20 protein-coding genes are annotated in these 26,203 nt (G+C 62.8%); 12 read left to right on the forward strand and 8 right to left on the reverse strand.

Annotation, left to right across the window (positions count from 1 at the left end; genetic code table 11):
* From BXU06_RS15760 to gmd, 8 genes are all read right to left on the reverse strand, one after another.
* Complete coding sequence (locus BXU06_RS15760) at positions 1-1,164, reverse strand: glycosyltransferase family 1 protein (RefSeq protein WP_077301774.1); 1,164 nt, start codon at positions 1,162-1,164, stop codon at positions 1-3.
* Positions 1,161-1,457 (reverse strand): hypothetical protein, encoded by a 297-nt coding sequence (locus tag BXU06_RS15765; RefSeq protein WP_077301777.1) that lies wholly within the window; start codon positions 1,455-1,457, stop codon positions 1,161-1,163. Before BXU06_RS15765 ends, BXU06_RS15760 begins: the two co-directional genes overlap by 4 nt.
* A complete protein-coding gene (locus tag BXU06_RS15770) occupies positions 1,454-2,266 on the reverse strand; it encodes a Crp/Fnr family transcriptional regulator (RefSeq protein WP_077301780.1) in 813 nt (270 codons plus the stop codon). The genes BXU06_RS15765 and BXU06_RS15770 overlap by 4 nt, the downstream gene beginning before the upstream one ends.
* A 9-nt stretch (positions 2,267-2,275) precedes the next feature.
* Positions 2,276-6,844: a glycosyltransferase gene (locus BXU06_RS15775; RefSeq protein ID WP_150125240.1), complete on the reverse strand. Its 4,569-nt coding sequence runs from the start codon at positions 6,842-6,844 to the stop codon at positions 2,276-2,278.
* Entirely contained in the window at positions 6,837-8,060 is a 1,224-nt protein-coding gene (locus BXU06_RS15780; RefSeq protein WP_077301786.1) for an ABC transporter ATP-binding protein, read from the reverse strand. The genes BXU06_RS15775 and BXU06_RS15780 overlap by 8 nt, the downstream gene beginning before the upstream one ends.
* Positions 8,060-8,854 (reverse strand): ABC transporter permease, encoded by a 795-nt coding sequence (locus BXU06_RS15785; protein ID WP_077301789.1) that lies wholly within the window; start codon positions 8,852-8,854, stop codon positions 8,060-8,062. The genes BXU06_RS15780 and BXU06_RS15785 overlap by 1 nt, the downstream gene beginning before the upstream one ends.
* A 151-nt stretch (positions 8,855-9,005) precedes the next feature.
* The gene (locus tag BXU06_RS15790) at positions 9,006-10,439 is read right to left on the reverse strand and encodes a mannose-1-phosphate guanylyltransferase/mannose-6-phosphate isomerase (protein WP_077301792.1); all 1,434 of its coding nucleotides are present in this window, start codon (positions 10,437-10,439) and stop codon (positions 9,006-9,008) included.
* A 4-nt stretch (positions 10,440-10,443) separates the two neighbouring features.
* Positions 10,444-11,418, reverse strand: a complete 975-nt coding sequence (gmd, locus tag BXU06_RS15795; RefSeq protein WP_077301795.1) for a GDP-mannose 4,6-dehydratase — start codon at positions 11,416-11,418, stop codon at positions 10,444-10,446.
* A 103-nt stretch (positions 11,419-11,521) separates the two neighbouring features.
* On the opposite strand from gmd, the gene BXU06_RS15800 reads away from it, so the two are divergent.
* The 12 genes from BXU06_RS15800 to BXU06_RS15855 all read left to right on the forward strand — a co-directional run bounded on the left by BXU06_RS15800 (position 11,522) and on the right by BXU06_RS15855 (position 26,042).
* Positions 11,522-12,427: a GDP-mannose 4,6-dehydratase gene (locus BXU06_RS15800; protein ID WP_077301799.1), complete on the forward strand. Its 906-nt coding sequence runs from the start codon at positions 11,522-11,524 to the stop codon at positions 12,425-12,427.
* Positions 12,428-12,667: 240 nt separating this feature from the next.
* Positions 12,668-14,497, forward strand: a complete 1,830-nt coding sequence (locus BXU06_RS15805) for a type I secretion system permease/ATPase (protein ID WP_077301802.1) — start codon at positions 12,668-12,670, stop codon at positions 14,495-14,497.
* A gap of 81 nt (positions 14,498-14,578) precedes the next feature.
* Positions 14,579-15,898, forward strand: a complete 1,320-nt coding sequence (locus BXU06_RS15810) for an HlyD family type I secretion periplasmic adaptor subunit (protein ID WP_216352499.1) — start codon at positions 14,579-14,581, stop codon at positions 15,896-15,898.
* 2 nt (positions 15,899-15,900) lie between these two features.
* Complete coding sequence (locus BXU06_RS15815) at positions 15,901-17,304, forward strand: TolC family outer membrane protein (protein ID WP_171982246.1); 1,404 nt, start codon at positions 15,901-15,903, stop codon at positions 17,302-17,304.
* A 79-nt stretch (positions 17,305-17,383) separates the two neighbouring features.
* Positions 17,384-17,935 (forward strand): dTDP-4-dehydrorhamnose 3,5-epimerase, encoded by a 552-nt coding sequence (gene rfbC / locus BXU06_RS15820; RefSeq protein ID WP_077301812.1) that lies wholly within the window; start codon positions 17,384-17,386, stop codon positions 17,933-17,935.
* Positions 17,932-18,804: a dTDP-4-dehydrorhamnose reductase gene (rfbD, locus tag BXU06_RS15825; RefSeq protein WP_077301815.1), complete on the forward strand. Its 873-nt coding sequence runs from the start codon at positions 17,932-17,934 to the stop codon at positions 18,802-18,804. Before rfbC ends, rfbD begins: the two co-directional genes overlap by 4 nt.
* A 300-nt stretch (positions 18,805-19,104) precedes the next feature.
* The gene (locus BXU06_RS15830; RefSeq protein WP_077301818.1) at positions 19,105-20,103 is read left to right on the forward strand and encodes an Rpn family recombination-promoting nuclease/putative transposase; all 999 of its coding nucleotides are present in this window, start codon (positions 19,105-19,107) and stop codon (positions 20,101-20,103) included.
* Positions 20,104-20,467: 364 nt separating this feature from the next.
* Entirely contained in the window at positions 20,468-22,453 is a 1,986-nt protein-coding gene (gene tkt / locus BXU06_RS15835) for a transketolase (protein ID WP_077301821.1), read from the forward strand.
* A 70-nt stretch (positions 22,454-22,523) separates the two neighbouring features.
* Positions 22,524-23,534, forward strand: a complete 1,011-nt coding sequence (gap, locus tag BXU06_RS15840) for a type I glyceraldehyde-3-phosphate dehydrogenase (protein WP_077301824.1) — start codon at positions 22,524-22,526, stop codon at positions 23,532-23,534.
* Between the two features lie 96 nt (positions 23,535-23,630).
* A complete protein-coding gene (locus BXU06_RS15845) occupies positions 23,631-24,803 on the forward strand; it encodes a phosphoglycerate kinase (RefSeq protein ID WP_077301827.1) in 1,173 nt (390 codons plus the stop codon).
* A gap of 65 nt (positions 24,804-24,868) precedes the next feature.
* Positions 24,869-25,390, forward strand: coding sequence for an SgcJ/EcaC family oxidoreductase (locus BXU06_RS15850; RefSeq protein ID WP_077301830.1), 522 nt, complete (start codon positions 24,869-24,871; stop codon positions 25,388-25,390).
* A 28-nt stretch (positions 25,391-25,418) separates the two neighbouring features.
* Entirely contained in the window at positions 25,419-26,042 is a 624-nt protein-coding gene (locus BXU06_RS15855; RefSeq protein WP_077301833.1) for a LysE family translocator, read from the forward strand.
* Positions 26,043-26,203: the final 161 nt, after the last annotated feature.

A 26,203-nucleotide genomic window follows, 5' to 3' on the forward strand; every position in this document is an offset into this window, starting at 1 on the left:
TCAGGCCAGGCCGCGCGACTGCAGCACGCGCCGGTATACCGCCAGGGTTTCGGCGGCGCATTTTTCCCAGCTGAACGCGGTGGCCTGCACCAGGCCCAGATCTGCCCGGCGGCGGGCTTCGTCGCGGTCGTCGAGCAGGCGATGCAGCCCTTCGCGCATGGCATCCACGTCGTCTGGTGCCACTTGCACACCGGCGTCGCCCACCACTTCCGGCAGCGAGGTGGTGTTAGACACCAGCACCGGTACCCCGGAGGCCATGGCTTCCAGGGGCGGCAGGCCAAAGCCTTCATAACGCGACGGGTAGGCAAATGCCGCTGCGCCGGCATACAACAGCGGCAGCACGGCGTCGTCCACATAGCCCATGAAGCGCAGTTCGCCCCGGCTGACCAACTGCTGGGCCGACGCCATCAGGCCTTCGGTGCGCCAGCCCGGCATGCCCACCACCACCAGCGGATAGCGCTGGCGCACGGCGTCGGGCAGGCCGGCGTAGGCTTCAAACAGGGTGGTGAGGTTTTTGCGCGGCTCCAGCGTGCCCACGCTGAGCAAATAGCCGCCAGGGTTCAGTGCCAGCTCGGCCAGTGCCGGCTTCAGGCTGTCGGCAGAACGCGGGGCAAACCGGGGGTCGGCGGCCAGCAGGGTGACGGTAATGCGCGAGTCGTCCACGCCAAAACGCTGCTGCACGGCCCGGCGGGTGGCTTCGGAAATCACAATGATGTGATCGACCCGCTCCACCGCAGGCGGCAGCTCGCGGTGCATGATGCTGACCCGTTCCTCCGGATGGGTTTCCGGATGGTCAAAACAGGACAGGTCATGCAGGGTGATGACCGTCGGGCCTTCGTAGGGCAGCGGCAGCAGGTTTGGCTCGTGGTACAGATAGCCCTCGCGCAGGATCCGCCGGCTGGTCCAGGTAAAGCGGGTTTCTTCCACCAGCCGTTTCAGCTGGCGTGGACGCGGCAGGATTTTGCGCAACAGGCTGTAGCCGGCCTGCAGGGAGCGGGTGGTGTTGGCGGAGGGCAGATGCAGACCGCGTTCGTAGCGCATGCCATACGACATCAGCAAGTCGATGTCTGGCTGGCGCACCAGCTCGCTGCACAGCTGGCGGGTGTACTGGCCAATGCCGGTCAGCGGAGACAGCAGGGGAATACCGTTTACAAGAAGTTTCATGCTTGATAGAGCCCTTCCGGGGCCAAACTGATAAAAATCACTGCGGCCAGCAAACCCAGCATATTCCCGAGCATGTCGTACCAGCAAAACCCGCTGCCATAGCGGGCGTCCCAGATTTCCTTGCCCAGCCCGGCCAGCCACACGGCCAGCAGTGCCCAAGGCATGGGCCAGAGGATACACGCACCCTGCATCAGCCAGAAGCTCCACAGCATATGCTGCTGTTTATCTTCTTCGCGCAGCTTGTCTTCCAGATGAGCCCATCCGGCGCGCAGGCGCGGCCACAGGCCGCTCACTGCCCTGCCTGCGCAGACGAAGCAGCTGCCAGGCTGGGGTCTTCGAGGGCCATTTTACGCAATAGCTCGGGTTGGCGAACAATCAGACGCCGCATGTCTTTTTCCACTACTTTCTTTTGTAACAACACCTGCAGCGCGCGCGACACGGTTTCCCGGCTGGTGTTCACCATGGCGGCAATGTCCTGCTGGGTGGGCATGCTGGCAATCACCACCATATTGCCCGGCACCGGCTTGGCCAGCTGGTTGAGCACGGCATACACGCGCTGGAAGGCGTTGGGAATGCTCAGGATGGCCCGGTTGGCGGCGGCGGCGCGGATGGTGCCGGCCATGCGCGTCATCACCCGTTCGGCCACCAGCGGGTTGGTGTAAATCAGCTGCAGCGACTGGGCACGCGGCAAAAATGCCACCAGCGCGGTTTCATTGGCCTGCACCGATGCCGACCGCGGCTGACCGTCAATCACCGCCATTTCACCCACATAGTCTCCCGGTGCCAGGGTAGCCAGGTGAATTTCCCGGCCATCTTCGGTCACGTCCAGCACATGCAGATGGCCCGATAGCAAAAACACCAGATGCTCGCCGGCGCTGCCCTTGTGCATCACATACGTGCCTTTTTCCACCGTGCGGAACTGCATGGCCTGGCCCAACTGCTGCAACACCGCCGGGGCCAGCCCGGTCAGCAGCGGGATATTGTTCAGGTGGATGGTGATGACCTGCTTGACTGCCGCGCTCAACGACGCATCCGCCCCTTCCGTCCCGGCGGGATCGGGAGGAATCGCAGAAAAGTCGCTGGGCAAGGCAATATCGGTCATCGGCCTGGGTCACTCGGTTGATCGGACGGGCGGGAGCACGGCATGCAACAACGCCTGGGTGCTGGCTTGCCAGGTCAGCCACGGCATGGCGCCGGAGCGCGGATGGCTGCCAATCGCGTAGCTGTCCAGCCAGTCGCGCACGGCCTGGGCCAGCGCATCGGGCTGGCTGGCGCTGAAATAGCTGGCATGCACACCGGCTACTTCGCGGAATACGGCAATGTCGCGGGCCAGAATCGGCAAGTCGTGCTGGGCGGCTTCAATCAGCGGCAGGCCAAATCCTTCGCATTCCGATGCCGCAATCAGACAATCGGTATGCCGGTAGATTTTTTCAAGATACTCGTCGCTGGTGCTTTCCAGCCAGAGCAGCCGCTGGCCATATTCGGCGTGCTGGCGCAGGCGCTCGGCCAGCTCGGTGATATTCCAGCCAGCCTTGCCCACCAGCACCAGCCGGCAATCCAGCCCGGCAGCCCACAGCTGCTCAAACGCCTCCAGCACCAGGGTGTGACCCTTGCGCGGCTCAATCGTGCCCACCATCAAAAAGCTGGTGTGGGCATCCAGGTTGGCCAGCATGCTGGCAGCGTTATCCGGTAGGCCCGTGCTCGGGCTGGACTGGTCAAGGTCGGCACCCAGATGGAAATGGCCAATTGCCGGCAGCGGCAGTTCAGGATGCTGTTGCAACAGCCAGTGGCGCACATCCTGCGCCACGGCGTCGGAAATGCACATCAGGCCGTCGGCGTGGCGGGCCAAGCCGCTGAGCCAGTGGGCAAACGCTTCGCTGATACCGGCCACGGTCAGATGAGGGTAACGCAGCGGAATAATATCGTACACCACGTAATGCACCTGCGCGCCAGCCAGGCGGAAGGCCGCCAGCTGGCTTTCTACCTCGGGGAAGAGATGCGCGGCCAGATCCAGGCCCAGGAAAATATCCCCGGCGTTGACCCGGATCGGCTGTTCGTCCTGCGGACTTGCACCATGCGGGGCAAATTTGTCGGTATAGCGGAAGGGTTCGCCCTGGCTGGCGTACACCGGGCAAACCGCATACCCTGCTGGCGGCGCGCGAAACAGTTCGTTAAGCACGCTGCGCACCACGCGCTGGATGCCGGTGCGGGCGTCGCGGTGGTATAGCTCTGACACATCCACCAGCAGCTGCTTGCCATGCGCGGCGGCCCAGTCTGCCTGCCAGGCCTGGCGCGCTGGGGCAATGGCCTGGGCCAGCTGGCGTTCGCCGCGCAGGCTGTGCATCACCGTCAGCAGCCGCGCCGACAGCGTGTCCCAATCGCGGGCGCGCAGCCACTGGCGCTGACGCTCCACCAGCGCCGTACACACGTCGGCCTGACGGGACAGGGTAAGCACCGCCTGCACAATATCGTCGGCTTCGTGGCCGTCCATGCGCCAGGTCACATCGGGCAGGTCGGAAAAAATCTCCAGCGGGCTGACCAGCACTGGCTTGAGGGTGGACAGGCCGATGGTGACCGCGCCGCTGGCGCTTTCGCGGGTGTATTTGTACGGAAACACCACATAGTCGGCCACACCCAGCAGTTGCTGGCATTCGGTAATGGGCCGGTAGTCGGTGATCCAGTGTACCTGCCCGGCCACGCCCAGCGCCTGCGCCTGTTCCTGGCAGTGCTGGATCATCTGTTCGCTGCGCGGGTCGAGCACCGAATTCAGCCCAAGCAGATGCACGCGGCGGCCACTGGCCTGTTCCAGTGGGCGCACGGTATCCACCAGAGTGTCGATGCCCTTGTGCGGCAGGGCAAAGCCAAAGCAACCCAGCACCAGTGCGTCGGCAGGAATCCCCAGCGCGGCGCGGGTGGCGGCTTCTGCCGGGTCGGCCAGCGGTTGTACCACGCCCAGGGTGAGCAGCATCACATTGTTGCTCAGTCCCAGCGCCAGCAGATGGTTCAGGTCTTCCGGCTTGTGCACGATAATGCGGTCCAGCTCGGCCAGTGCCGCCACGCCCTGCGCCGACACCCGGCATTCGGCCAGCAGCGGCTGGGTGGAGTGCAGCTCGAGCATCACCACCCGGCCCTGACGATGCAGCTGGGCCAGTTGCGCGCAGCAATTGTCCGATAGCGGGAACAGGCTGGGCTGGTGCTGCACCAGCACCACCTGGGCATTGCCGTGGCCAATTTGTTCCAGCACCAGCGGCACGCTGTCGTTCATCCCCAGCGTCCAGCACACCTGGGCACCGGCGCTGGCCGCCGGGTCGGTGCGCTCGTCGCAGTAAATGCTGACGGCCACTTCGGGCGGGGCCATGGCGCGCAGCAGCTCCTGGCTGTACTCGGCAATACCGCAGCGGGTGGCCCATGGGCTGAGCAGCGCCAGACGCAGCGGGCCACTGTGGGCCGGCTGCTGCTCAAGCCAGTCAGCGCTGGCCAGCAGCGCCTGGGCGGCATTGTCCCAGCGGTAGGTATCGCGCACATGCTGCTGGCCAGCCTGGCGCTGCGTGGTCAGTGCCGGGTCCGCGTCCAGAATGCGCTGGCGCAGCTGGCGCAGTTTGGCGGCCAAATCCACCGGATCAGGCTCCAGCCAGCAGGCGTCGCTGGCGCGCAGGTGGCTGCGCGAGGCGGCAAAGCGGAAATTCACCAGGGTGGCGGTGTCATGGCAGCAGAAATCCGCCTGGGCACTGTGGCCGGTGGTGATGACTGGCAGCCCCATGGCCAGCGCTTCCGCCGCCGGTAGGTTAAAGCCTTCGCCCCGGGTGGGCAGTACCATGGCGTGGGCGCTGCGGTAGAGCGCCAGCATGCCGGCGTCGTCCAGCGGCGCTTCGTCGATGATCACCCGCGCCGACATGTCGCGCCCGGCGGTCAGCGCCGCCAGTTGGGCGTGAATCTGGTTATGCGGGTTGGGGAAGGTCTTGATGTACAGCTCGACTGCATCGTCGGCGCTGAAGGCGTCCAGGTAGGCGGCCAGCAGCACATCCACGCCCTTGCGCTCAAACGCCGACGACACATGCAAGAATCGCAGCGGCTGGCCTTCGCGTACCGATAGCGTGGTCAGCGGGGCGGTGTGCGGGCCAATCAGATGGTCGATGCCGATGGGAATCACCCGCACGGGTGGGCGGCAGCCGGAGTTCAGCAAGGCGCGCTTGACCGACTCACTGGCCACCAGCACCAGATCAAACTGGCTATTCAGATGGGCGATGGTGTCCGCCGGCACCGAGGTTTCTTCCCAGAAAAACACGATGGCGCGCAGCGCAGCCGGCTGTGGGTCGTGGATGAACGGGTAGTGGTGCACCAGCGAAATGGCCCGATCGGCTTCGTGTTCGGGCAGTTGACGGCGCAAGGCGGCGTGCAGTGGCGCATCTTGCTCGGGCGGCAGTTGTGGTGGCTCGGCGTAGGGCTGGCCGTGGTAAGGGACAAACTGCAAGCGTCCATCGGTGAGCTGTTCCAGCGCGCCAGCCAGCCCCCGGTTGACGATGGCCAGGCTGTAATGGCCTTCCACATGGCCGGTCAGCCGCACCCAGGGCGCGTCCGTTGCCGGTGCGGGCAGCAACAGCGCTTCGGGCAGGCGCGGCGACACCGGTAGCACATGCGGGTGCAGGCGGGTGAGCCGGCACGCCGGCGTGGGCACGGCAACGGGCGCAGGTGCGGGCGTCGGGGTCGGCTCGGCAATAGGAGCCTCCACGGGTGCAGGCTGGCCGCGCAGCCGGTTGCGCCAGTCGCGCACCAGGGTAAACGCAGCACGCAGTGGGGCCGTCAGCTTCCACGATTTGCTGTTGAGCAGCCCCTCCAGCGCGGCATGCGCTTCGGCAGCGCGTTGTTCGGCCTGGGCGGTGCGTTGTTCAATGTGCGCAGTCAGCGCCTCCAGCCGGTCCAGCCGCTCTTGCAGATTGCGTTCAAAGCGGCCAGACAGGTTTTCGATATCCAGGCCGTAACGGCGATTGAATGCACTGGCAAACGGAGCCAGCAGCGCCGCCGGCGCGTGTTTTTGCGCAACAATGGCGTAATCCGGGCTCACCCCGCTGAGCACGTCATACAGGCGGATATGCGGGCTGTTGACCAGGATCTTCGGCTCCTGCAACAACACCACCTTGGTGCGGTAAAAACCCTGATGTTCGGGCACAAAGCGCAGCAATCCCGGCGGCAGCGGGCGCTGGTGGGTGGGGTCCAGGTAAAAGCCGGACGAGCCCACCATGATGTTTTCCGGGTTGGGCGTTTCCAGAATCAGCAAGCCGCCCGGCTTGAGCACGCGCAGCGCTTCGCGGACCAGGGTTTGCAGCACCTCAAACGGCATGTGCTCGGCAATATGAAAGCCGGACACAATCGCCTGGCTGGCGTCGGCCAGCTCGGCCAGGGCGGCGATGGCGTCCTGGTTTTTTACCGGCAGCTGGCGCTCCAGGCAGGCGGCCAGCATGCCGTCGTCCAGGTCCACACCATGGGCGTCAAAGCCCTGTTCGCGCAGCACTTCCAGCCATTCACCCCTGCCACAGCCCAGGTCGATGCCGCTGCCCTGGGGGTAAATGCCCTGCAGCGGCAGGATGAACGGGTTATACGCCTGCAGCCGCTGTTTGATCAGTTCGCGCGAGCCCCGGTATTTTTCTTCAAACGCGCGATAAAAGCTCTGGGTGTCACTCACGGGAAAACTCCACCGCCGACGGCAGCCAGGCCGTGCCGACAAATTCGGGCTGGCTGGTGTTGATCATGTTGAAAATCAGCGCGCGGTCGCGCCATTCATAATTGCCGGCAACATGGGTGTCCGACGCATGCAGCGCCACCGCCACCGAATACGAGCCCGCGCCCAGGTTGGCCGGAAAGCGCAGGGTGTAATGAATCTGCTCGCCGGGCTGCAACTGGGTTTGCTCGGCCCCCAGATGGTAGGTGTTGGTGCCAAAGGCGGCCTGGCCCAGCCGATCCTTGATGGCGTAGCCCAGCACCAGCGAATCCAGCGGCGCGTTGACCCTGGCGGTGACCCGCAAGGCCACTTCCTCGCCGCACTTGACCACTTCCACCGGCTCGCCTTCGGCGTTGTACAGGCCAATGGCGGTGATGCTGGCCTCGCCCGAGCCCGACTGGGTTTGCGTGCGGCCATCAGCCAGGGTGGCCTGCTGCACCGTGCGGTTGCCGTTTTCGGCAATCAGCGCGTTATAGTAGTCCATCACCGCTTCCGGCTCGCCTTCCATCGCCACCCGGCCATGCTCCAGCAGGATGGCGCGGTTGCAGATCGACTGAATCGCGGCTTTATCGTGCGAGACAATCAGCAGGGTGGTGCCCTGTTTGCCGAATTCGCGGATGCGGTTAAAGCTTTTGTGCTGAAAATACGCATCGCCCACCGACAGCGCTTCATCAACAATCAGGATGTCCGGGCGCTGGCAGGTGGCAATACTGAATGCCAGGCGCATCGACATTCCGCTGGAATACACCCGCACCGGCATGTCGAGATAGTCGCCAATTTCGGCAAAGGCTTCGATTTCCGGCATCAGCCGGGTAATGTCGTCGGCAGACAGGCCAATCAGCTGGCCGGCCATATAGGCATTTTGCCGGCCAGTAAAATCCGGGTGAAAGCCCATGCCCAGTTCCAGCAACGCCGCCACCCGGCCTTGAATAGCCACCGTGCCGCAGCTTGGCTGGGTGGTGCCGGTAATCAGTTTCAGCAGCGTGCTCTTGCCGGCACCATTCACGCCGACAATCCCCACCGCCTCGCCGGGTGCCACGGCAAAGGAGATGTCATGCAGGATCCATTTTTTTTGATGGCGCGGACGCGATGACGGCAGCAGCCATTCGGCCAGGCGACCCCAGCGGCTGGCATATTGTCGATAGGCCTTGCCCAGACCAGTTACCTGAATCGTGCCCATCAGAGTTCATCCACCATTTCGCCCGCGTGGCGCTTGAAAAGCTGTGCCGCCAGCACGCACATGACCACCGACAGCAGGGTGACCGGCAGTAGCCCGGCCCAGTCCGGTGCCCGGCCATGCACAAAAATCTGCTGATACGCGCCCACCAACGACGCCATCGGGTTGAACGCCAGCCAGTGCGCCAGCGAGGCCGGCAGAATATTGGCCGGGTAGACAATCGGGGTGAACCAGAACCAGAAATTGATCACCACGGCAAACAACTGGCCGACATCGCGGAAAAAGACATTGAATACACCCAGGGTAATCCCCAGGCCAATGGAAAACAGCACCTGAATCAGCAGCACCGGCAGCGCCGTCAGCGCCACCCAGCCCGGAAACAGCCCGGCCAGCAGCAAGAAGCCGATAAACAACCCGGCAATGATGGCAAAATTCAACAGGGCGTTGAGCACCACAATGAGTGGCAGGCACAGGGTAGGGAAACTGAGTTTTTTCAGCAGGTTGGCGTTGTCGATAAAGATGGTTTGCGCCCGGCTGACAATTTCCACAAACAGGCCCCAGGTCAGCACCCCGGCGCACAGATAAATACTGTAGGCAAAGCCGCCTTCCACGCCGGGCAGCTTGGATTTCATCATGTGGGAAAAAATCACCGTATACACCAGGATCATCGACAGCGGATGAATCACCATCCAGGCCGCCCCGAGCAGGGAGTTCCGGTATTTGGACTGGAATTCCCGTTTGACACTGGTCAGGACAAATCCCCTGAACCTCCAGACAGCACGCAGTGCGTTATTCATGACCTACATTCAACCTTATCCGCTGCCAGCCGGGGCGCAGCGCCACCGGCCAGACCAAGTCTGCCGGGGCGCCAGCCCGGAAAAATTTCAGGCAGGAGACTGACGCCATGGGAGCGTCGCCATCCTGCCTGCTGAGTCATGCCGCTGCCACTCAGCTGCGGCCATAATTATCGGCAAAACGCACAATGTCGTCCTCGCCCAGATACTCCCCGCTTTGCACTTCAATCATCACCAGATCAATCACGCCAGGGTTTTCCAGCCGGTGTTTGTGGCCCGCCGGAATATAGGTGGATTCATTGGTGTTCACCATGAACTCGCCGCGCTCGCCGTTCACTACCTTGGCCATGCCGCTGACCACCACCCAGTGTTCGCTACGATGGTGGTGCATCTGCAGCGACAGCGATGCACCAGGTTTCACCTCGATGCGCTTGATCTTGTAGTGCTCACCTTCTTCCAGCACGGTATACGTGCCCCACGGGCGCGACACGGTGCGGTGCAGGCGGTAGCAATCGTGGCCCATGGTCTTGAGCTTTTGCACCACCTTTTTTACATCCTGGGTGTTGTCCTTGTGGCTGATCAACAGCGCATCCGGAGTGTCCACCACAATTAGGTCATCCACGCCCAGCGCGGCAATCAGCCGGTCGTCGCCGTGGATGTAGCAGCCATGGCTGGCAAAGGTGATCACCTCGCCCAGGCTGCGGTTATTGTCGGCGTCGGGCTCCACCAGCTGGCTCATGGCGTTCCACGAGCCAATATCGCTCCAGTCGAAGGTGGCCGGCACCACCACCACATTGTCGGCCTTTTCCATGATGGCGTAATCGATGGAAATATCGTCCAGCGCGGCAAAGCTGTCGGCATCGATTTCCGTGGTCAGCCCGGCTTCGCCACGGCTGGCTGCCCAGCAGGCTTCGGCAGCGGCGTACAGGGCCGGGCAATGGGCGCGAAACGCCGCCAGCAGCGTGCCGGCGGTAAAGCAGAACATGCCCGAGTTCCACAGGTAGTTGCCACTGGCCAGGTATTGCTCGGCCACCGGCAGCGATGGCTTTTCCACAAAGCCCTGCACCTGGCGGGTGTGGCCGTCAGCGCTGGCGGCACCGCAGGCAATATAGCCAAAGCCGGTTTCCGGCGCGGTGGGCACAATGCCAAAGGTCACCAGCTGGCCTTGCGCGGCAGCGGCCACGGCGTATTGCACATGGCGGGCAAAGCCCACGGTGTCGGCAATCAGGTGGTCGGCGGGCAGCACCAGCAGGGTGGCCGCTTCGCCGTGGCTGTCGCGCACCTTGAACGCCCCCAGCAGAATGGCCGGCGCGGTGTTGCGCCCCACCGGCTCCAGCAGGAAGGTGTGCCGCAGGCTGGCATCGCGCAAGCGCAAGGCGGCGTATTCGTCCTTGCTGCGAAAGTAATAGTCGCGGTTGGTGATGGTCAGCACTTCACCCACGCCTTCCTGACGCACGCCGCGCAGAAAGGTTTTTTGCAGCAGGCTCTGACCATCGGCCAGACGCATGAATGGCTTGGGATGCCCCTCGCGGGACACTGGCCACAACCGGGTGCCGGCTCCGCCGGACAAGACGACAGGAACGAGCATGGTGTTATTCTTTGCCTACGCGACGCAGGTCGGCGTCCACCATCATGGTGATCAGGGTGGTCAGATCGGTTTTCGGCTCCCAGCCCAGCTTGGTCTTGGCCTTGGTCGGGTCACCCAGCAGCACTTCCACTTCCGCCGGGCGGAAAAACGCCGGATCAATCACCAGATGGTCTTCGGCTTTCAGGCCAACGTGGGCAAAGGCAATGTTGACCATGTCGCGCACGGTGGTGGTCACGCCGGTGGCCACCACGTAGTCGTCCGGCGTGTCCTGCTGCAGCATCAGCCACATGGCTTCCACATAGTCGCCGGCAAAACCCCAGTCGCGCTTGGCGTCGATATTGCCCAGGCGCAGTTCCTTTTGCTTGCCCAGCTTGATGCGCGCCACAGCGTCGGTCACCTTGCGGGTGACAAACTCAATGCCGCGCAGCGGCGATTCGTGGTTGAACAGAATGCCGCTGGAGGCGTGCAGCTTGAAGCTTTCGCGGTAGTTGATGGTGATCCAGTGGCCGTACAGCTTGGCCACGCCATACGGGCTGCGCGGGTAGAATGGCGTGCTCTCGCTCTGGCGCTCGGCCTGGATCAGGCCAAACATTTCGCTGGTGGAGGCCTGATAGAAGCGGGCTTGCGGATTGACAAAGCGGATGGCTTCCAGCAGTTTGGTCACCGCCGTGCCGCACACTTCGGCGGTCAGCACCGGCTGGTTCCACGAGGTGCCAACAAAACTTTGCGCGCCCAGGTTGTACACTTCTTCGGCCTGGCTTTGCTGCATGGCGCGGATCAGCGCGCCCTGGTCGGTCAGGTCGCCTTCAATGATGCGCACGTCACCGGTAATGCCCAGCTCGTCCAGCCGCCAGTACATATTGTCCGAACTGCGCCGGGCCACCAGCCCGTAGACTTCGTAACCCTTGTTCAGCAACAGCTGGGCCAGATACGCGCCATCCTGGCCGGTCACCCCGGTAATCAGTGCATGTTTGCTCATAGAAATCTGCTTCCGGGTCTGGGCCCGGCTCCTTGCATTGAGATAAATCATTTACACTTGCCCGGCCCGATTGACCGGCAAGTCTTGAAACCTGACCAAAACCATGACCCAACACCGTATTTTTCTGACTGGCGGCAGCGGTTTTGTTGCCTCGCGCATGGTGGCGCATCTGGCGCACACCCACCCTGATGCCTATCAAGTGTGTGCTTGCACCACGGATATTCTGTCCGGCGCGCCGCTGCGCGAGGCGCTGGCGGCATTCCAACCCGATATTGTGCTGCATCTGGCGGCACAAAGTCATGTTCCCACTGCATTCCGTCAGCCGGAACTGACCCTGCAGGTCAATCTGGAAGGCACCCGCCAGCTGTTGGCGGCGCTGGACAGTCTGGCGTTTGCCGGCACGCTGCTGTTTGTCGGCTCGGGCGACATGTACGGTCTGGTAGCCGACAGCGCGCTGCCGGTGGCCGAGCATCAGCCGCTCAGGCCGCGCAACCCCTACGCCGCCAGCAAGGTGGCCGCCGAGGCCTGGTGCTACCAGCACAGCCTGCACTGCGCCTACCGCATCGTGATGGCGCGGGCGTTCAATCATATTGGCCGGGGCCAGAGCAATCAGTTTGTGCTGCCAGCCATGGCCGAACAACTGGTGGCAATTGAACGCGGCCTGCGTCCGCCGCTGCTGGAAACCGGCGATCTGGACGTGACCCGCGACTTTACCAATGTGTCCGATGTGCTTGAAGCGTATCTGGCACTGGCGCAAAACGGCACAAGCGGCGAAGTTTACAACGTTTGCTCCGGAATTGAATATCGCGTTCGCGATCTGGTGGAACAAATGATGGCGCTGACCGGCCTGCCGATTGCGCTGAAAAACGACCCGGCGCGCTTCCGGCGTGCCGAACAGACCCGCGTGGTGGGCGACAACCGCAAGCTGCGCGCCGACACCGGCTGGGCACCCCAGGTCAGCATGACCGACAGCCTGGCCGAAATCCTCAACGACTGGCGCAGCCGCTGAGGCAATACGCCATCATGCCTGGCCACTTCAAGCCATCCGATACCGCCGTGCGCCAGCGCGTCACGCCCACCACAGGGGCATAAAACGCGTGACGCAGGTACAAACCGTTACAAACCGTTGCAGAAGCAGCATGGTAGACTGCGTGCCAGTTGTGGTGGGTGGTGGAAAATCCGTCACCACCTGGCCTGCCAGGTGTGCGTATAGGCCGCTTTGGTCCAACTTTTTTCTTGTTGTGAGCGAATGAAAAAACATCTAATTCCCCGTACTGAACTGGGCGACGCCCTGTACAGTTTTCGCAAAAGCTTTTATCAGCTTGGCGCATTCAGCTTTGTCATCAACCTGCTGGGCTTGATGCCATCCATCTATATGTTGCAGGTGTACGACCGGGTGCTGGCCAGCAGCAATGAAACCACGCTGCTGATGCTGACGCTGATGACGCTGGCGCTGTATGGCCTGATGGAGCTGCTGGAGCTGGTGCGCTCTACCGTGCTGATCCGCATTGGCAACAAGCTGGACATGATGCTGAACAAGCGGGTGTTCACCGCTTCGTTTGAACGCAACCTCAAGCGCTCTGGCGGCAACCCGTCGCAGGCCATCCACGACCTGACCAATGTGCGCCAGTTCCTCACCGGTAATGGCCTGTTTGCCTTCTTTGACGCCCCGTGGACGCCGATTTACCTGCTGGTGTGCTTCCTGTTCCACCCGCTGCTCGGGCTGACCGTGCTGATTGGCGCCATCTTGCTGTTTGGCCTGGCCTACCTGACCGAAGTCAGCACGCGCAAGCCGCTGGCTGACGCCAACCAGGCCGCCATGGCCTCGTCGGCATTTGCCAACAACAACCTGCGCAACGCCGAAGTGATTGAAGCCATGGGCATGCTGCCGGCGATTCGCGAACGCTGGTTTGGCTACCATCGCCGGATTCTGGACAACCAGACGCTGGCTTCCGACCGCAACGCCCGCATCAGCGTGGCCACCAAATTCATCCGCATCAGCCTGCAATCGCTGATTCTGGGCCTGGGTGCCTTGCTGGTGATTGAAGGCAAGCTGACCCCAGGGATGATGATTGCCTGCTCGATCCTGATGGGCAAGGCGCTGCAGCCGGTTGAGCTGGCCATCGGCACCTGGAAACAGCTGCTGGGCGTGCGTACCGCTTACACCCGCCTGGATGAAATGCTGAAAGAATGCCCGCCGCGTGGCGCTGGCATGTCGCTGCCGGCCCCGGCTGGCCAGATTACCGTGGAAGGCGTGATTGCCGTGCCGCCGGGTGGCCAGCATGCCGTGCTGCGCGGGCTGACCTTTGCCGTGCAGCCGGGCGATGTGGTGGGCGTGATTGGCCCGTCGGCGTCGGGCAAATCTACCCTGGCCCGTCTGCTGGTAGGCGTATGGCCCACCCAGGCTGGCAAGGTGCGCCTGGATGGCGCGGATATCTTCCAGTGGAACAAGGACGAACTTGGCCCATGGATTGGCTACCTGCCGCAGGATATCGAACTGTTTGAAGGCACCATCGCCGAAAACATTGCCCGCTTTGGCAAGATTGACTCCGACCAGGTGATTCATGCCGCCCAACGCGCCGGGGTGCACGACATGATCCTGCGCTTCCCGCAGGGTTACGACACCCGTCTGGGCCTGGATGGCGGCATGCTGTCTGGCGGCCAGAAGCAGCGCATTGGCCTGGCCCGTGCCATCTATGGCAACCCGTCGGTGATTGTGCTGGACGAACCCAACTCCAACCTGGATGACGTGGGCGAGGCCGCACTGGTGCGCACGGTGCAGGACCTGAAAGCCCGTGGCAAAACCGTGATCCTGATTACCCACCGCACCAGCATCATCAACTCGGTGGACAAACTGCTGGTGGTGCGCGAAGGGGAAATGGCCGCGTATGGCCCGCGTGACCAGGTGCTGGCCCACCTGATGCAGGCCCAGCAACAAGCCCAGGCCCAGGCTGCTGCCGCGCAGCAACAGGCACAGCAACAGGCGGCTGCTGCCCAACAGGCCAAGGCCGCCCAGGTGGCCGCCGCACCGCAAGCGCCTGCCGTGGCAGCCCAGCCGGCCCAAGACGCCGCCGAGTAATTGCAAGGGATAATGATCAGAATGAACTGGCTCAAACGCTTGAAAGGGCCGTCGAAAGCGACGGCCCAGACTGAACACCTGGTGCCCTTTGACCAACAGCCGGCCATCACCGTGGATGTGGATGCCCACTCTCCGGCACGCTGGGGGATGATGGTGCTGGGCATTGGCTTTGGCGGATTTCTGCTGTGGGCGGCTTTTGCCCCGCTGGACGCCGGGGTGGCCACGGAAGGCACGGTCAAGGTGGCCTCCAACCGTAAAACCATCCAGCATCTGACCGGTGGCATTGTTGATGCCATCGAAGTCAAGGAAGGCCAGGCGGTCAAGAAAGACCAAGTACTGGTGCGGCTGAATCCGACCACGGCCAATGCCCAGTTGGGCATTGTTCAGTCACAATACCTGTCGGCCCAGGCCACCACCGACCGGCTGACCGCCGAGCGTGACGGCAAGTCGGAGATTACCTTCTCGCCTGCGCTGACAGAAAAATTTGCCAGCGACAGCCGTGCCAAGGAAGCCATGGCGCTGCAAACCCAGCTGTTCACCTCGCGCCGCGCCGCACTACAGGCCGAACTGGGCATGCTGCGGGAAAACAGCCAGGGCACCCAGGAACAGCTCAAGGGCCTGGAATCGCTGAAACAGTCGCGCGAGCAGCAGCTGGCCTTCGTCAATGAAGAGCTCAAGGGCGTGCGCGACATGGCCGCGCAAGGCTATGTGCCGCGCAACCGCATGCTGCAGCTGGAACGCACCGTGTCGGAAATCAGTGGTCAGTTGGCCGAAAACATCGCCAATATTGGCCGCACCAAGAATGCCCTGTCTGAACTCAAGCTGCGCATGCTGCAACGGCAAAAAGAGTATCAGAAAGAAGTGGAAACCCAGCTGACCGAGCTGCAGAAGGAAACCCGCGCCCAAGCCGACCGGCTGGCCGCGCTGGAATACGAAATGGCCAACACCCAGATCAAGTCGCCAATTGACGGCGTGGTGGTGGGCATCAATGTGCATACCGTTGGCGGGGTGATTCAGCCGGGCTTCCACATCATGGACGTGGTGCCGCAGCACGAACCCATGGTCATTGAAGCCAAAATTCCGACCACGCTGATCGACAAAATGCACCCTGGCCTGCCGGTGGACCTGACCTTTGCCGCCTTTAACCACGCCCAGACGCCGAATGTGCCTGGTGAAGTGGAAACTGTTGGTGCTGACGTGCTGATCGACGAGCTCAGCCGCATGCCGTACTACCCGATCAAGGTCAAGGTCAGCGCTGCCGGGATGAAAACCCTGAGCAAGCATCAGATTCGCCCTGGCATGCCGGTCACGGTGACGGTGAAAACAGGTGAACGCACCATGCTGAACTACCTGATCAAACCGATGACGGCCCGTATCGGCTCGGCGTTCAAGGAGGAATGATCGTGCGCCTTCGCAAGCTGACCACGCTGGTGACGCTGGCGCTGTGCCTGAACCCCGCCGTGCCGGCCTCGGCGCTGGGGTTCATGGAAGCCTACCGCGCCGCCCTGCAAAACGACCCGACCTACCAGGCCGCCATTTCGGAAAACGAAGCCGGCCAGCAGAACAGCGCACTGGGCCGCGCCGGGCTGCTGCCGCAGATTTCCGCGTCCGGCTCACGCTTCAAGGTGCGCGGGGATCGGGAATATCCCGTGCAAACCGTGCTGGGCCCAACCGAAGTCAAGGACAGGCTGGACTACCGCAGCAACTCGAAAACCGTGCAGCTGCGCCAGTCGGTGTTCAACCTGGCCAATGTGTCCAACTTCCGCCAGGGCCGCGCCCGCGCTGCCTACAGCAGTGAAGTGTTCCGCGCCAAACAGCAGGACCTGGCCATGCGCCTGTCCAGCGCCTACTTTCAGGCACTGCTGTCTCAGCACGGCATCGACCTGGCTGAAGCCAAGCTGCAGTCGATTGGCGAGCGGCTGAAAACCGCCGAAATCCAGTACAAGTCGGGCGACGGCACGGTGACCGACGTGGATGAAGCACGTGCCCGTCGTGACCTGGCCAGCGCCCAGTTGATCGAGGCGCGCAACCAGCTGACCGTGGCGATTCGTTCGCTGCAGGAGCTGGTGGGCGAGCGCCCGGTCAGCCTGGCCACGCTGAAAGCCGACTTTGCCCAGCAACTGCGTCCGGAGCCGGATACGCTGGATGCCTGGCTGGACCGCGCGCTGGAAACCAGCGCCGACATCGCCGCACAGCGCCGGGCACTGGAAGTGGCGGAGCGCGAAGTGGACAAGAACCGCGCCGGTCATTTGCCAACGGTGGATTTTGTGGCCTCGTACAACCGTTCGCTGTCCGATAGCGTGACCAGCATCAACCAGGAATATCGCACTCGTCAGGTGGGGATTCAGGTCAACATCCCGATTTTTTCCGGCGGCTACACCAATGCGCTGACCACCCAGGCAGTGGCCAATCGCGAACGGGTGCGCAGCGAGCTGGAAGCCACCGTGAACAAGACCCATATCGAAGTCACCAAGCAGTATTCCGGGGTGATCTCGGGACTGGCCAAGGTGCAGGCGCTGGAACTGGCGGTCAAATCCAGCGAACGGGCGCTGGAATCGACCAAAATGGGCTTTACTGCCGGCATGCGCACCAATGTGGACATTCTCAACGCAGAAGAACAGGTGTACACCTCCCGGCGCGACCTGGCCGAGGCCAAGTATCTGTACCTGCTCAGCCGCCTGCGGCTGAAAACCGCCGCCGGCATGCTGTCTGAAGTGGACATGGGGGAAATCGACAGCTATTTTGGCGTAGAGAAACCCTTGCGCGATCCCAAGCTGGTGCAAAAACGCCGTAATAACGTATCGTAACGGCCTGCAGCATTTTTCTGCTGACCACGGACGCCCAGCAGGGCGTCCGTCGTTTTATCCACCATAAGGGAAACCGGCCATGCATGTGATTGATACCCCCCTGCACGGGGTGAAACTGATTGAACCCCGCGTGTTTGGTGACGAGCGGGGATTTTTTTACGAAAGCTACAACGCCCGCGCCTTTGCCGAAGCCATCGGCCACAGCGTGACCTTTGTGCAGGACAACCACTCGCGCTCCGGCAGCAATGTGCTGCGCGGCCTGCACTACCAGATCCAGCACGCGCAGGGCAAGCTGGTGCGGGTGGCGCACGGTGAAGTGTTTGACGTGGCAGTGGATTTGCGCGCCGGCTCGCCCAGCTTTGGCCAGTGGACCGGCCAGTATCTGTCGGCGGCCAACAAGCGGCAGATGTGGGTGCCGGCAGGCTTTGCCCATGGTTTCCTGGTAGTCAGTGAATTTGCCGAACTGCTGTACAAAACCACCGACTTCTATATGCCGGAACACGAACGCTGCATTGCCTGGGACGACCCCACGCTGAACATTCAGTGGCCGCTGCCAGAAGGCATTGCCCCGATTGTGTCGGCCAAGGACCGCATCGGGCTGGCACTGGCCGATGCCGAGGTGTTTGCATGAAAAAACCGATTTTGCTGACCGGCCATCGCGGCCAGCTGGGCCATGAACTGCTGCGCAGCCTGTCGGTGCTTGGGCCGGTACTCACCGCCGAACGCAGCCAGCTGGACCTGACCAACCCGGACAGCATGACCCGCTGGATACGCGAGCACCGCCCCGGCCTGATTATCAACGCCGCCGCCTACACCGCAGTGGACAAGGCCGAAACCGACGTGGAACTGGCCTGGGCGGTGAATGCCCGCGCGCCGCGCATTCTGGCCGAAGAAGCCGCCCGGCTGGGGGCTGGCCTAGTGCACTACTCCACGGATTATGTGTTTGCCGGCGACGCCAGCGCGCCCTACCGTGAGGCCGACCCCACCGCGCCGTTGAACGTCTACGGCACCAGCAAGCTGGCGGGCGAACAGGCGATTGCCGCCATTGGCGCGCCACATCTGATCTTGCGCACCAGCTGGGTGTACGGCCATCACGGCCAGAATTTTGTTCGCACCATCCTGCGCCTGGCCGCCGAGTGCACCACCTTGCGCGTGGTCAACGACCAAGTGGGGGCACCCACCAGCAGCCGTTTTCTGGCCGATTGCACCCTGGCGCTGCTCAATCAGGACTGGCGCGCCCAGGGCGGGCTATACCATCTCACCCCCAGCGGCCACACCAGCTGGCATGGGTTTGCCTGCGCAATTGTCGATGCCGCCCGCCAGCGCGGCCAGCCTTTGTTGCTCAGTGCAGACGCGATTGAAGCCATTCCCAGCACCGACTACCCCACCCCGGCCCGCCGCCCGGCCAACTCCCGGCTGGACACCCAGGCGATTCAGCAAGCGTTTGGCCTGCACCTGCCAGACTGGCACACGGTGTTTGCCCGGCATATGGCGTATTGAGCGCAGGGGAGACGCCCATGCCCCGGCGCGTGATGGCCTGGCCACCTCTGGCATCGCCCCTGGCCGTGGGCACATCCTCCCAACGGGGTGTCCCCCAATACCAAACCCGACGCCCCGGCTTTTCGCACCGTTGCCCGGAAAGTTGCCGCAGGGCAGTCGCGCGCCCCCCCTGACAATCCCACTGTCTTGGCGGTTCATCGCTTCTGGCGGTGTGCTACGTCCTGCGTTTTTGGCCCGAGGCATGGCAAACAAGCACAGCAGCATCTTGAGCCCCTCCATCCGCCACGCTACACTCCAGTGATGGCACATCTCCACGACAGCGGTTATAAATACCTGTTTTCCCACGCCGAACTGGTGCAGGAACTGCTGGAAGCTTTTGCCCCGCCGGGTGTGTCCGCTTTGTTGGACTACACCACGCTCCGGCTGGAAAACGGCAACTACGTCACCCCAGCGATGAAGCCGCGTGCGGATGATCTTGTCTGGTCGGTGGAGTTGCAGGGACGGCGGATTTATTTGTATTTGCTGCTGGAGTTTCAATCCACCCCAGACGACACCATGCCGGCGCGCATGCTGCAATATGTGGCCGCACTTTACGACCACCTGCTGCGCAGCAAGGCGGTCAATACCGCCGAAGGGCTGCCCCCGGTATTGCCCATCGTGCTGTACAACGGCGACGCCCGCTGGCGGCAAAGCAGCGAACTCTACGATCTGATTCGCGTCCATCCGCAAGTGCTCAAAGCCTTTCAGCCCCGGCTGAAATTCTGGCTGCTGGACGAAGGGGCATTCCCCGCTGCCGAGCTGGAAGACATGCAGCGCGTGGTAGCGGCCATCTTTCGCTTCGAGCACACGCCAGATAGCGCAGCGGCCAAGCAAGCCATCCGTTGTCTTGCCCAAGCGATTGCTCACTCCCCGTTCAAGCAACGCATCGACCGGGTGGTGACGCGCTGGATAAAACACCGGCTGCAGCGCAAAATGCCCGGACTGGCCGTGCCCGATGCCGAAGAATTGACGAAAGGGATGGAAATGCTGGAAACCAATATTGACCGCTGGGAAGCGCAGGCGATTGCCAAGGGGATGGAGCAGGGTATTCTTCAGGGGATGCAGCAAGGCATTCAGCAGGGCATGCAGCAGGGTGAAGCCTTGTTGCTGCAACGTCAGCTGACCCGCCGTTTCGGCGCGCTGTCGGCCACACAGCTGGCCAGCATTGCCGCCGCCACGCCCGCCCAGCTGGAAACCTGGGGTGATCGCGTGCTGGAAGCCAAGTCGCTGGATGAGGTATTTGGCGACACCCGGCACTGAGCGTGGATTTCCCGTTGCGCTCGGGGGCGAATTGCTGCGGCCATGCCAAAGCAGCGCCCCTCCGATGGTCTTCATGCCCCCGCAATGGCTGTTCACCAGCCCTTGATTATCTAGCTTCCCGCTTTTTTGGGCGCGGCATGCGGCAATCGGATGTGTGTCTCCATCCCGCGCAAGCGGCGGCATCAAGGTGCGTCGCTTGGTTGCGGCAACGTTGAATGAATACCGTGAGCCGCACTTCGGACTTGGGGGGTGTGAATTATGCGATTGCCCGGAAAGTTGCCGCCCATGGCCGCAATCGGCGATAATCACATGATTTTGTTACCGGCTTTGCCGGCCCTCACTTTGCACAAGAGGTTCGTATTTCATGGTCTCCCGCAGCGATCTTGCCAACGCCATCCGTGTCCTGTCCATGGATGCCGTGCAGAAAGCCAATTCCGGTCATCCGGGCATGCCCATGGGCATGGCTGATATTGCCGAATCCCTCTGGCGTCATCACCTGAAGCACAGCCCGGCCAACCCTGGCTGGTTTGACCGCGACCGCTTTGTGCTGTCCAACGGCCATGGCTCGATGCTGCTGTACAGCCTGCTGCACCTCTCCGGCTACGATCTGTCGATTGACGACCTGAAAGCCTTCCGTCAATGGCACAGCAAAACCCCTGGCCACCCGGAATACGGCTATGCGCCGGGCGTGGAAACCACCACCGGCCCGCTGGGTCAGGGCATCACCAACGCGGTGGGCATGGCGCTGGCGGAAAAAATCCTGGCGGATGAATTCAACCGCGACGGTCACGCCATTGTCGATCACCACACCTGGGTGTTCCTCGGCGATGGCTGTCTGATGGAAGGCATCTCGCACGAAGCCTGCTCGCTGGCCGGTACCTGGGGCCTGGGCAAGCTGATTGCCTTCTACGACGACAACGGCATTTCGATTGATGGCGACGTGGAAGGCTGGTTTACCGACGACACCGTCAAGCGCTTTGAAGCCTACGGCTGGCAAGTGATTCCGGCCATCGACGGCCATGATTTTGCCGCGCTGGACGCCGCCATCGCTAGCGCGAAGGCCGACACCACCCGCCCGACGCTGATCTGCTGCCGCACCAAAATCGGCAAGGGCGCGCCCAATAAAGAAGGCGGTCACGATGTGCACGGCGCGCCGCTGGGCGATGCCGAAATTGCCGCCACCCGCGCCCACCTGAACTGGCCCTACGCGCCGTTCGAGATTCCGGCTGACATTGCCAGCGCCTGGAATGCCCGTGAAGCGGGTACCGCGCGCGAAGCCGAGTGGGACAGCCGCTTTGCCGCCTATCGTGCCGCCTTCCCGGCTGAAGCCGCCGAGTTCGAGCGCCGCATGCGTGGCGAACTGCCGGCCAACTGGGCCGCACACGCGGCTGCCGCGATTGAAAAAATCAACGCCAAGGGCGAAACCATCGCCACCCGCAAGGCCTCGCAGAACGCCATTGAAGCGTTTGCCCCGGCACTGCCGGAGCTGTTGGGCGGCTCGGCTGACCTGGCCAGCTCCAACCTCACGCTGTGGAGCGGCTCCAAAGGCGTCAGCCGCGAGCATGGCGGCAACTATGTGTACTACGGCGTGCGCGAATTCGGCATGGCCGCCATCATGAACGGTGCCACCCTGCACGGCGGCTTCAAGCCCTACGGTGCCACCTTCCTGATGTTCAGCGAATACGCCCGCAATGCGCTGCGCATGGCGGCGCTGATGAAGATCAACCCGATTTTTGTCTTTACCCACGACTCGATCGGTCTGGGCGAAGACGGCCCGACCCACCAGCCGGTCGAGCAAATTGCCACCCTGCGTCTGATCCCGAACATGGACACCTGGCGTCCGGCTGACACGGTGGAATCCGCCGTGGCCTGGCAGGCCGCCATCGAACGTCAGGATGGCCCGTCCACGCTGATTTTCAGCCGGCAGAACCTGCCGTTTATTGCCCGCAGCGCCGGCCAGATTGCCGACATCCGCCGTGGCGGCTATGTGCTGAGCGACGCCGACCAGCCCCGTGCCGTGCTGATTGCCACCGGCTCGGAAGTGGAGCTGGCACTGAAGGCCCAGGCCCAGCTGGCGGCGGAAGGCATTGCCGTGCGCGTGGTGTCGATGCCGTCCACCAATGTATTCGACCGTCAGGACAAGGCCTATATTGCCTCGGTGCTGCCGGTTGGCGTGCCGCGCGTGGCGGTGGAAGCCGGTGTCACTGACATCTGGCGCAAATACGTTGGCCTGGAAGGTGCCGTGGTGGGCATTGACCACTTTGGCGAATCGGCCCCGGCGAAAAAGCTGTTTGAAGCCTTTGGCTTTACCGCCGACAACGTGGCACAGACCGTCAAGTCCGTGCTCTGATTCCCCCCATCCCCTGATGGCCCGCGCAGGACGCGGGCCACGCCATGATGATTCACAGGAGAAAAGTTTCATGTCCATTCGCATCGCCATCAACGGTTATGGCCGTATCGGTCGTCAAGTGCTGCGCGCCATCTACGAAAACAATCTGCGCAGCGAATTTGAAGTGGTGGCCGTCAATGCCTCCGGCGACCTGGCCACCAATGCCCACCTGACCCAGTTTGACACCGTGCATGGCCGCTTCAATGCCCAGATCAGCCATGACGACAAAAACCTGGTGGTCAATGGCGATGTGATTCCGTTCTTCTCCACCCGTAACCCGGCTGAGCTGCCGTGGGCCGCGCTGAAGGTAGACCTGGTGCTGGAATGCACCGGCGCGTTCACCAGCAAGGAAAAATGCCAGGCCCACATCACCGCTGGTGCCAAGAAAGTGCTGATTTCGGCACCGGGCGGCGATGACGTGGACGCCACCATCGTCTACGGCGTCAACCACAATGTGCTGACCGCCGACATGACCGTGGTGTCCAATGCCTCCTGCACCACCAACTGCCTGGCCCCGGTGGCCAAGGCGCTGAACGACGGCCTGGGCATCGTCAAGGGGCTGATGACCACCATCCACGCCTTCACCAACGACCAGGTGCTGACCGACGTGCGCCACAAGGACCTGCGTCGCGCCCGCAGCGCCACCCAGAACATGATCCCGACCAAGACCGGTGCCGCCAAGGCCGTTGGCCTGGTGCTGCCGGAAATGAACGGCAAGCTGGATGGCTTTGCCGTGCGCGTGCCGACCATCAATGTGTCGCTGGTTGACCTCACCTTCGAAGCCGCCCGCACCACCACCGTGGCCGAAGTCAACGCCATCGTCAAGGCCGCTGCCGAAGGCCCGATGAAGGGCGTGCTGGGCTATAACGTGCTGCCGCTGGTGTCGATGGACTTCAACCACACCCCGGAAGCCTCGCACTTTGACTCCACCCTGACCAAAGTCTCCAACGGCAATATGGTCAAGGTGCTGGCCTGGTACGACAACGAATGGGGCTTCTCCTGCCAGATGCTGAACACCGCCCGCGCGATGTTTGCCGCCTGACTGGCCTGAGGCGGTTGGGCCGCTGCCGCGCCCAACCCGGTTTTTTCTTCGCCGTTGCCAGGCCTGCCCGGCAACGGCGTTGCCACGGAATGCATGATGAAATTCAAGAAACTCACTGACCAAACCCTGGCCGGCCAGCGCGTGCTGATTCGCGTGGACATGAATGTGCCGGTGAAAAACGGCGTGATTGGCGACGACACCCGCATCCGCGCCTCGCTGGCCTCCATCCAGCATGCGCTGTACAACGGCGCAGCGGTGATCCTGATGACCCACCTGGGCCGCCCGACCGAAGGCGAACCCAAGCCGGAAGACAGCCTGGCCCCGGTGGCCGCCCGCCTGGGTGAGCTGCTGGGCAAAACCGTGCCGGTGGTGGCCGACTGGCAAGCCGGCCTGACGCTGAATGCCGGCGATGTGGTGATGCTGGAGAACGTGCGCCTGAACAAGGGCGAAAAGAAAAACAATCAGGACCTGGGCCGCGCCTACGCCAGCCTGTGCGATGTGTTTGTCAACGACGCCTTTGGCACCGCCCACCGCGCCGAAGCCTCCACCCACGCCGTGGCCCAGTTTGCCCCGCTGGCCTGCGCCGGCATTCTGCTGGCCGCCGAGCTGGAAGCGCTGGGCAAGGCGCTGGAAGCCCCCGCCCGCCCGCTGGTGGCCATCGTCGCCGGCTCCAAGGTATCGACCAAGCTGACCATTCTGGAATCCCTGGCTGACAAGGTGGACCAGCTGATTGTGGGTGGCGGCATTGCCAACACCTTCCTGCTGGCCGAAGGCAAGGCCATTGGCAAGAGCCTGGCCGAAGCCGAGCTGGTAGGCGAAGCACAAAAAGTCATGGCCAAGATCAAGGCCCATGGCGGCGTGGTGCCGCTGCCGATCGACGTGGTGGTGGCACCGGAGTTCTCGGAAAATGCCGACGACACCCTCAAGCCGGTCAGCGAAGTGACCAAAGAAGACATGATCCTCGACATTGGCCCGCAATCGGCGCAAGTGCTGGCCGATATCATTGCCAAGGCCGGCACCGTGGTGTGGAATGGCCCGGTGGGCGTGTTCGAATTTGACCAGTTTGCCAGCGGCACGCAAACCCTGGCCAAGGCGATTGCCGACAGCCCGGCTTTCTCGATTGCCGGCGGCGGCGACACCCTGGCGGCCATTGCCAAGTTCGGCGTAACCGATAAAATCAGCTATATCTCGACTGGCGGCGGCGCTTTTCTGGAGTTTCTCGAAGGCAAGGAGCTGCCGGCGGTGGCCATTCTGGCCGACCGCGCCTGATTGACCCCAGCGCGGGGGCATACGCCCCCGCCATCACTGAACTGACCCCAAGCAAGGAGCTGTTGATGATCCGTTTCGCCCGTTCCCTCGCGGTGGCTGTTGCCGCCGCTGCACTGAGCAGTGCCTGCGTCAATGTCAGCGTCAACCCAGGCCATATGGCGGCCCAGGTCAGCAGCAGCGCCAGCAAGGTCACCCCCATTGCCACCGAAGCCGAAATTGCCGCGCTGTTCGACCGCTGGAACGCCTCGCTGGCCACCGGCAACCCTGACGATGTAGCGGCCAATTATGCGGTGGACGCCATCCTGCTGCCGACCGTCTCCAACAAGGTGCGCCACAACCACGCAGAAATCCGCGATTACTTTGTCCATTTTCTGGAAAAGAAACCGCGTGGCGTCATCCTGGAGCGCAATATCCGCTTCCCGGCCAATCATGTTGCCATCGACTCCGGCACTTACGCTTTTGACACCACCAGTGGCCGGGTACCCGCCCGCTATACCTTTGTGTACCGCAAAACCGGCAAGGAATGGCTGATTGTCGAGCATCACTCGTCGGCCATGCCAGAAAAACCGGGCAGCAAAAGCCATTAATTGACCCCCTCCCACCCGGAAAGCTTGCATGACCTTATCCACCTGGCTGATCTACCTGGCCACCGTGCTGGTGGTATCCGCCACCCCCGGCCCAAACATGCTGCTGGCGATGACCCACGGCATCCGCTACGGCCTGCGTCGCACCCTACCCACCCTGCTGGGCCTGTTGTTGGCGCTGGCGCTGATCATGACCGCGTCAGCCGCCGGCCTGGGCGCACTGCTGGCCACCTCGGAATGGCTGTTTGCCGGGGTAAAATACGCCGGGGCAGCGTATCTGCTCTGGCTGGGCATCAAAACCTGGCGGGCCGAGCCCCAGGCGCTGGATGAAAGCAGCGACACTCTGACCGGCAGCGGCTGGACCGGGTTTCGCACCGGGTTTCTGGTGGCCATGAGCAACCCGAAAGCCATTGTGTTTTTTACCGCGCTGTTCCCCCAGTTCATGGACCCCAATACAGCGCAAGGCCCGCAGCTGCTGGTGCTGGCCGCCACCTTCTTTGTGGTGGAAACCAGCTGGCAATGCGCCTATGCCGCCGGCGGGGCCAAGCTAAAAACCTGGCTGAACACCCCGCGCCGGCTGCGCCTGATGAACCGTGTAGCGGGCGGTTCGTTTGTAGCTGCCGGTCTGGCCTTGTCCAGCGCCAGCCGCCAGTAAGAGCGGCGAACAAACCCCTCCTGGCGTGGTGGCACGACCTTGCCGTTGTCTGCGGTCGCGCCCCTGGCCAGGATCGTTGCGCTGAGTTTTGTGAGCGGCTCTAGCCCACGCCCCACAAGCCGGCACCAAGCCCGGATTTTTACCGTGCGGCGCACCGCCGC

This window comes from Aquaspirillum sp. LM1 (assembly GCF_002002905.1).
GTDB lineage: Bacteria > Pseudomonadota > Gammaproteobacteria > Burkholderiales > Aquaspirillaceae > Rivihabitans.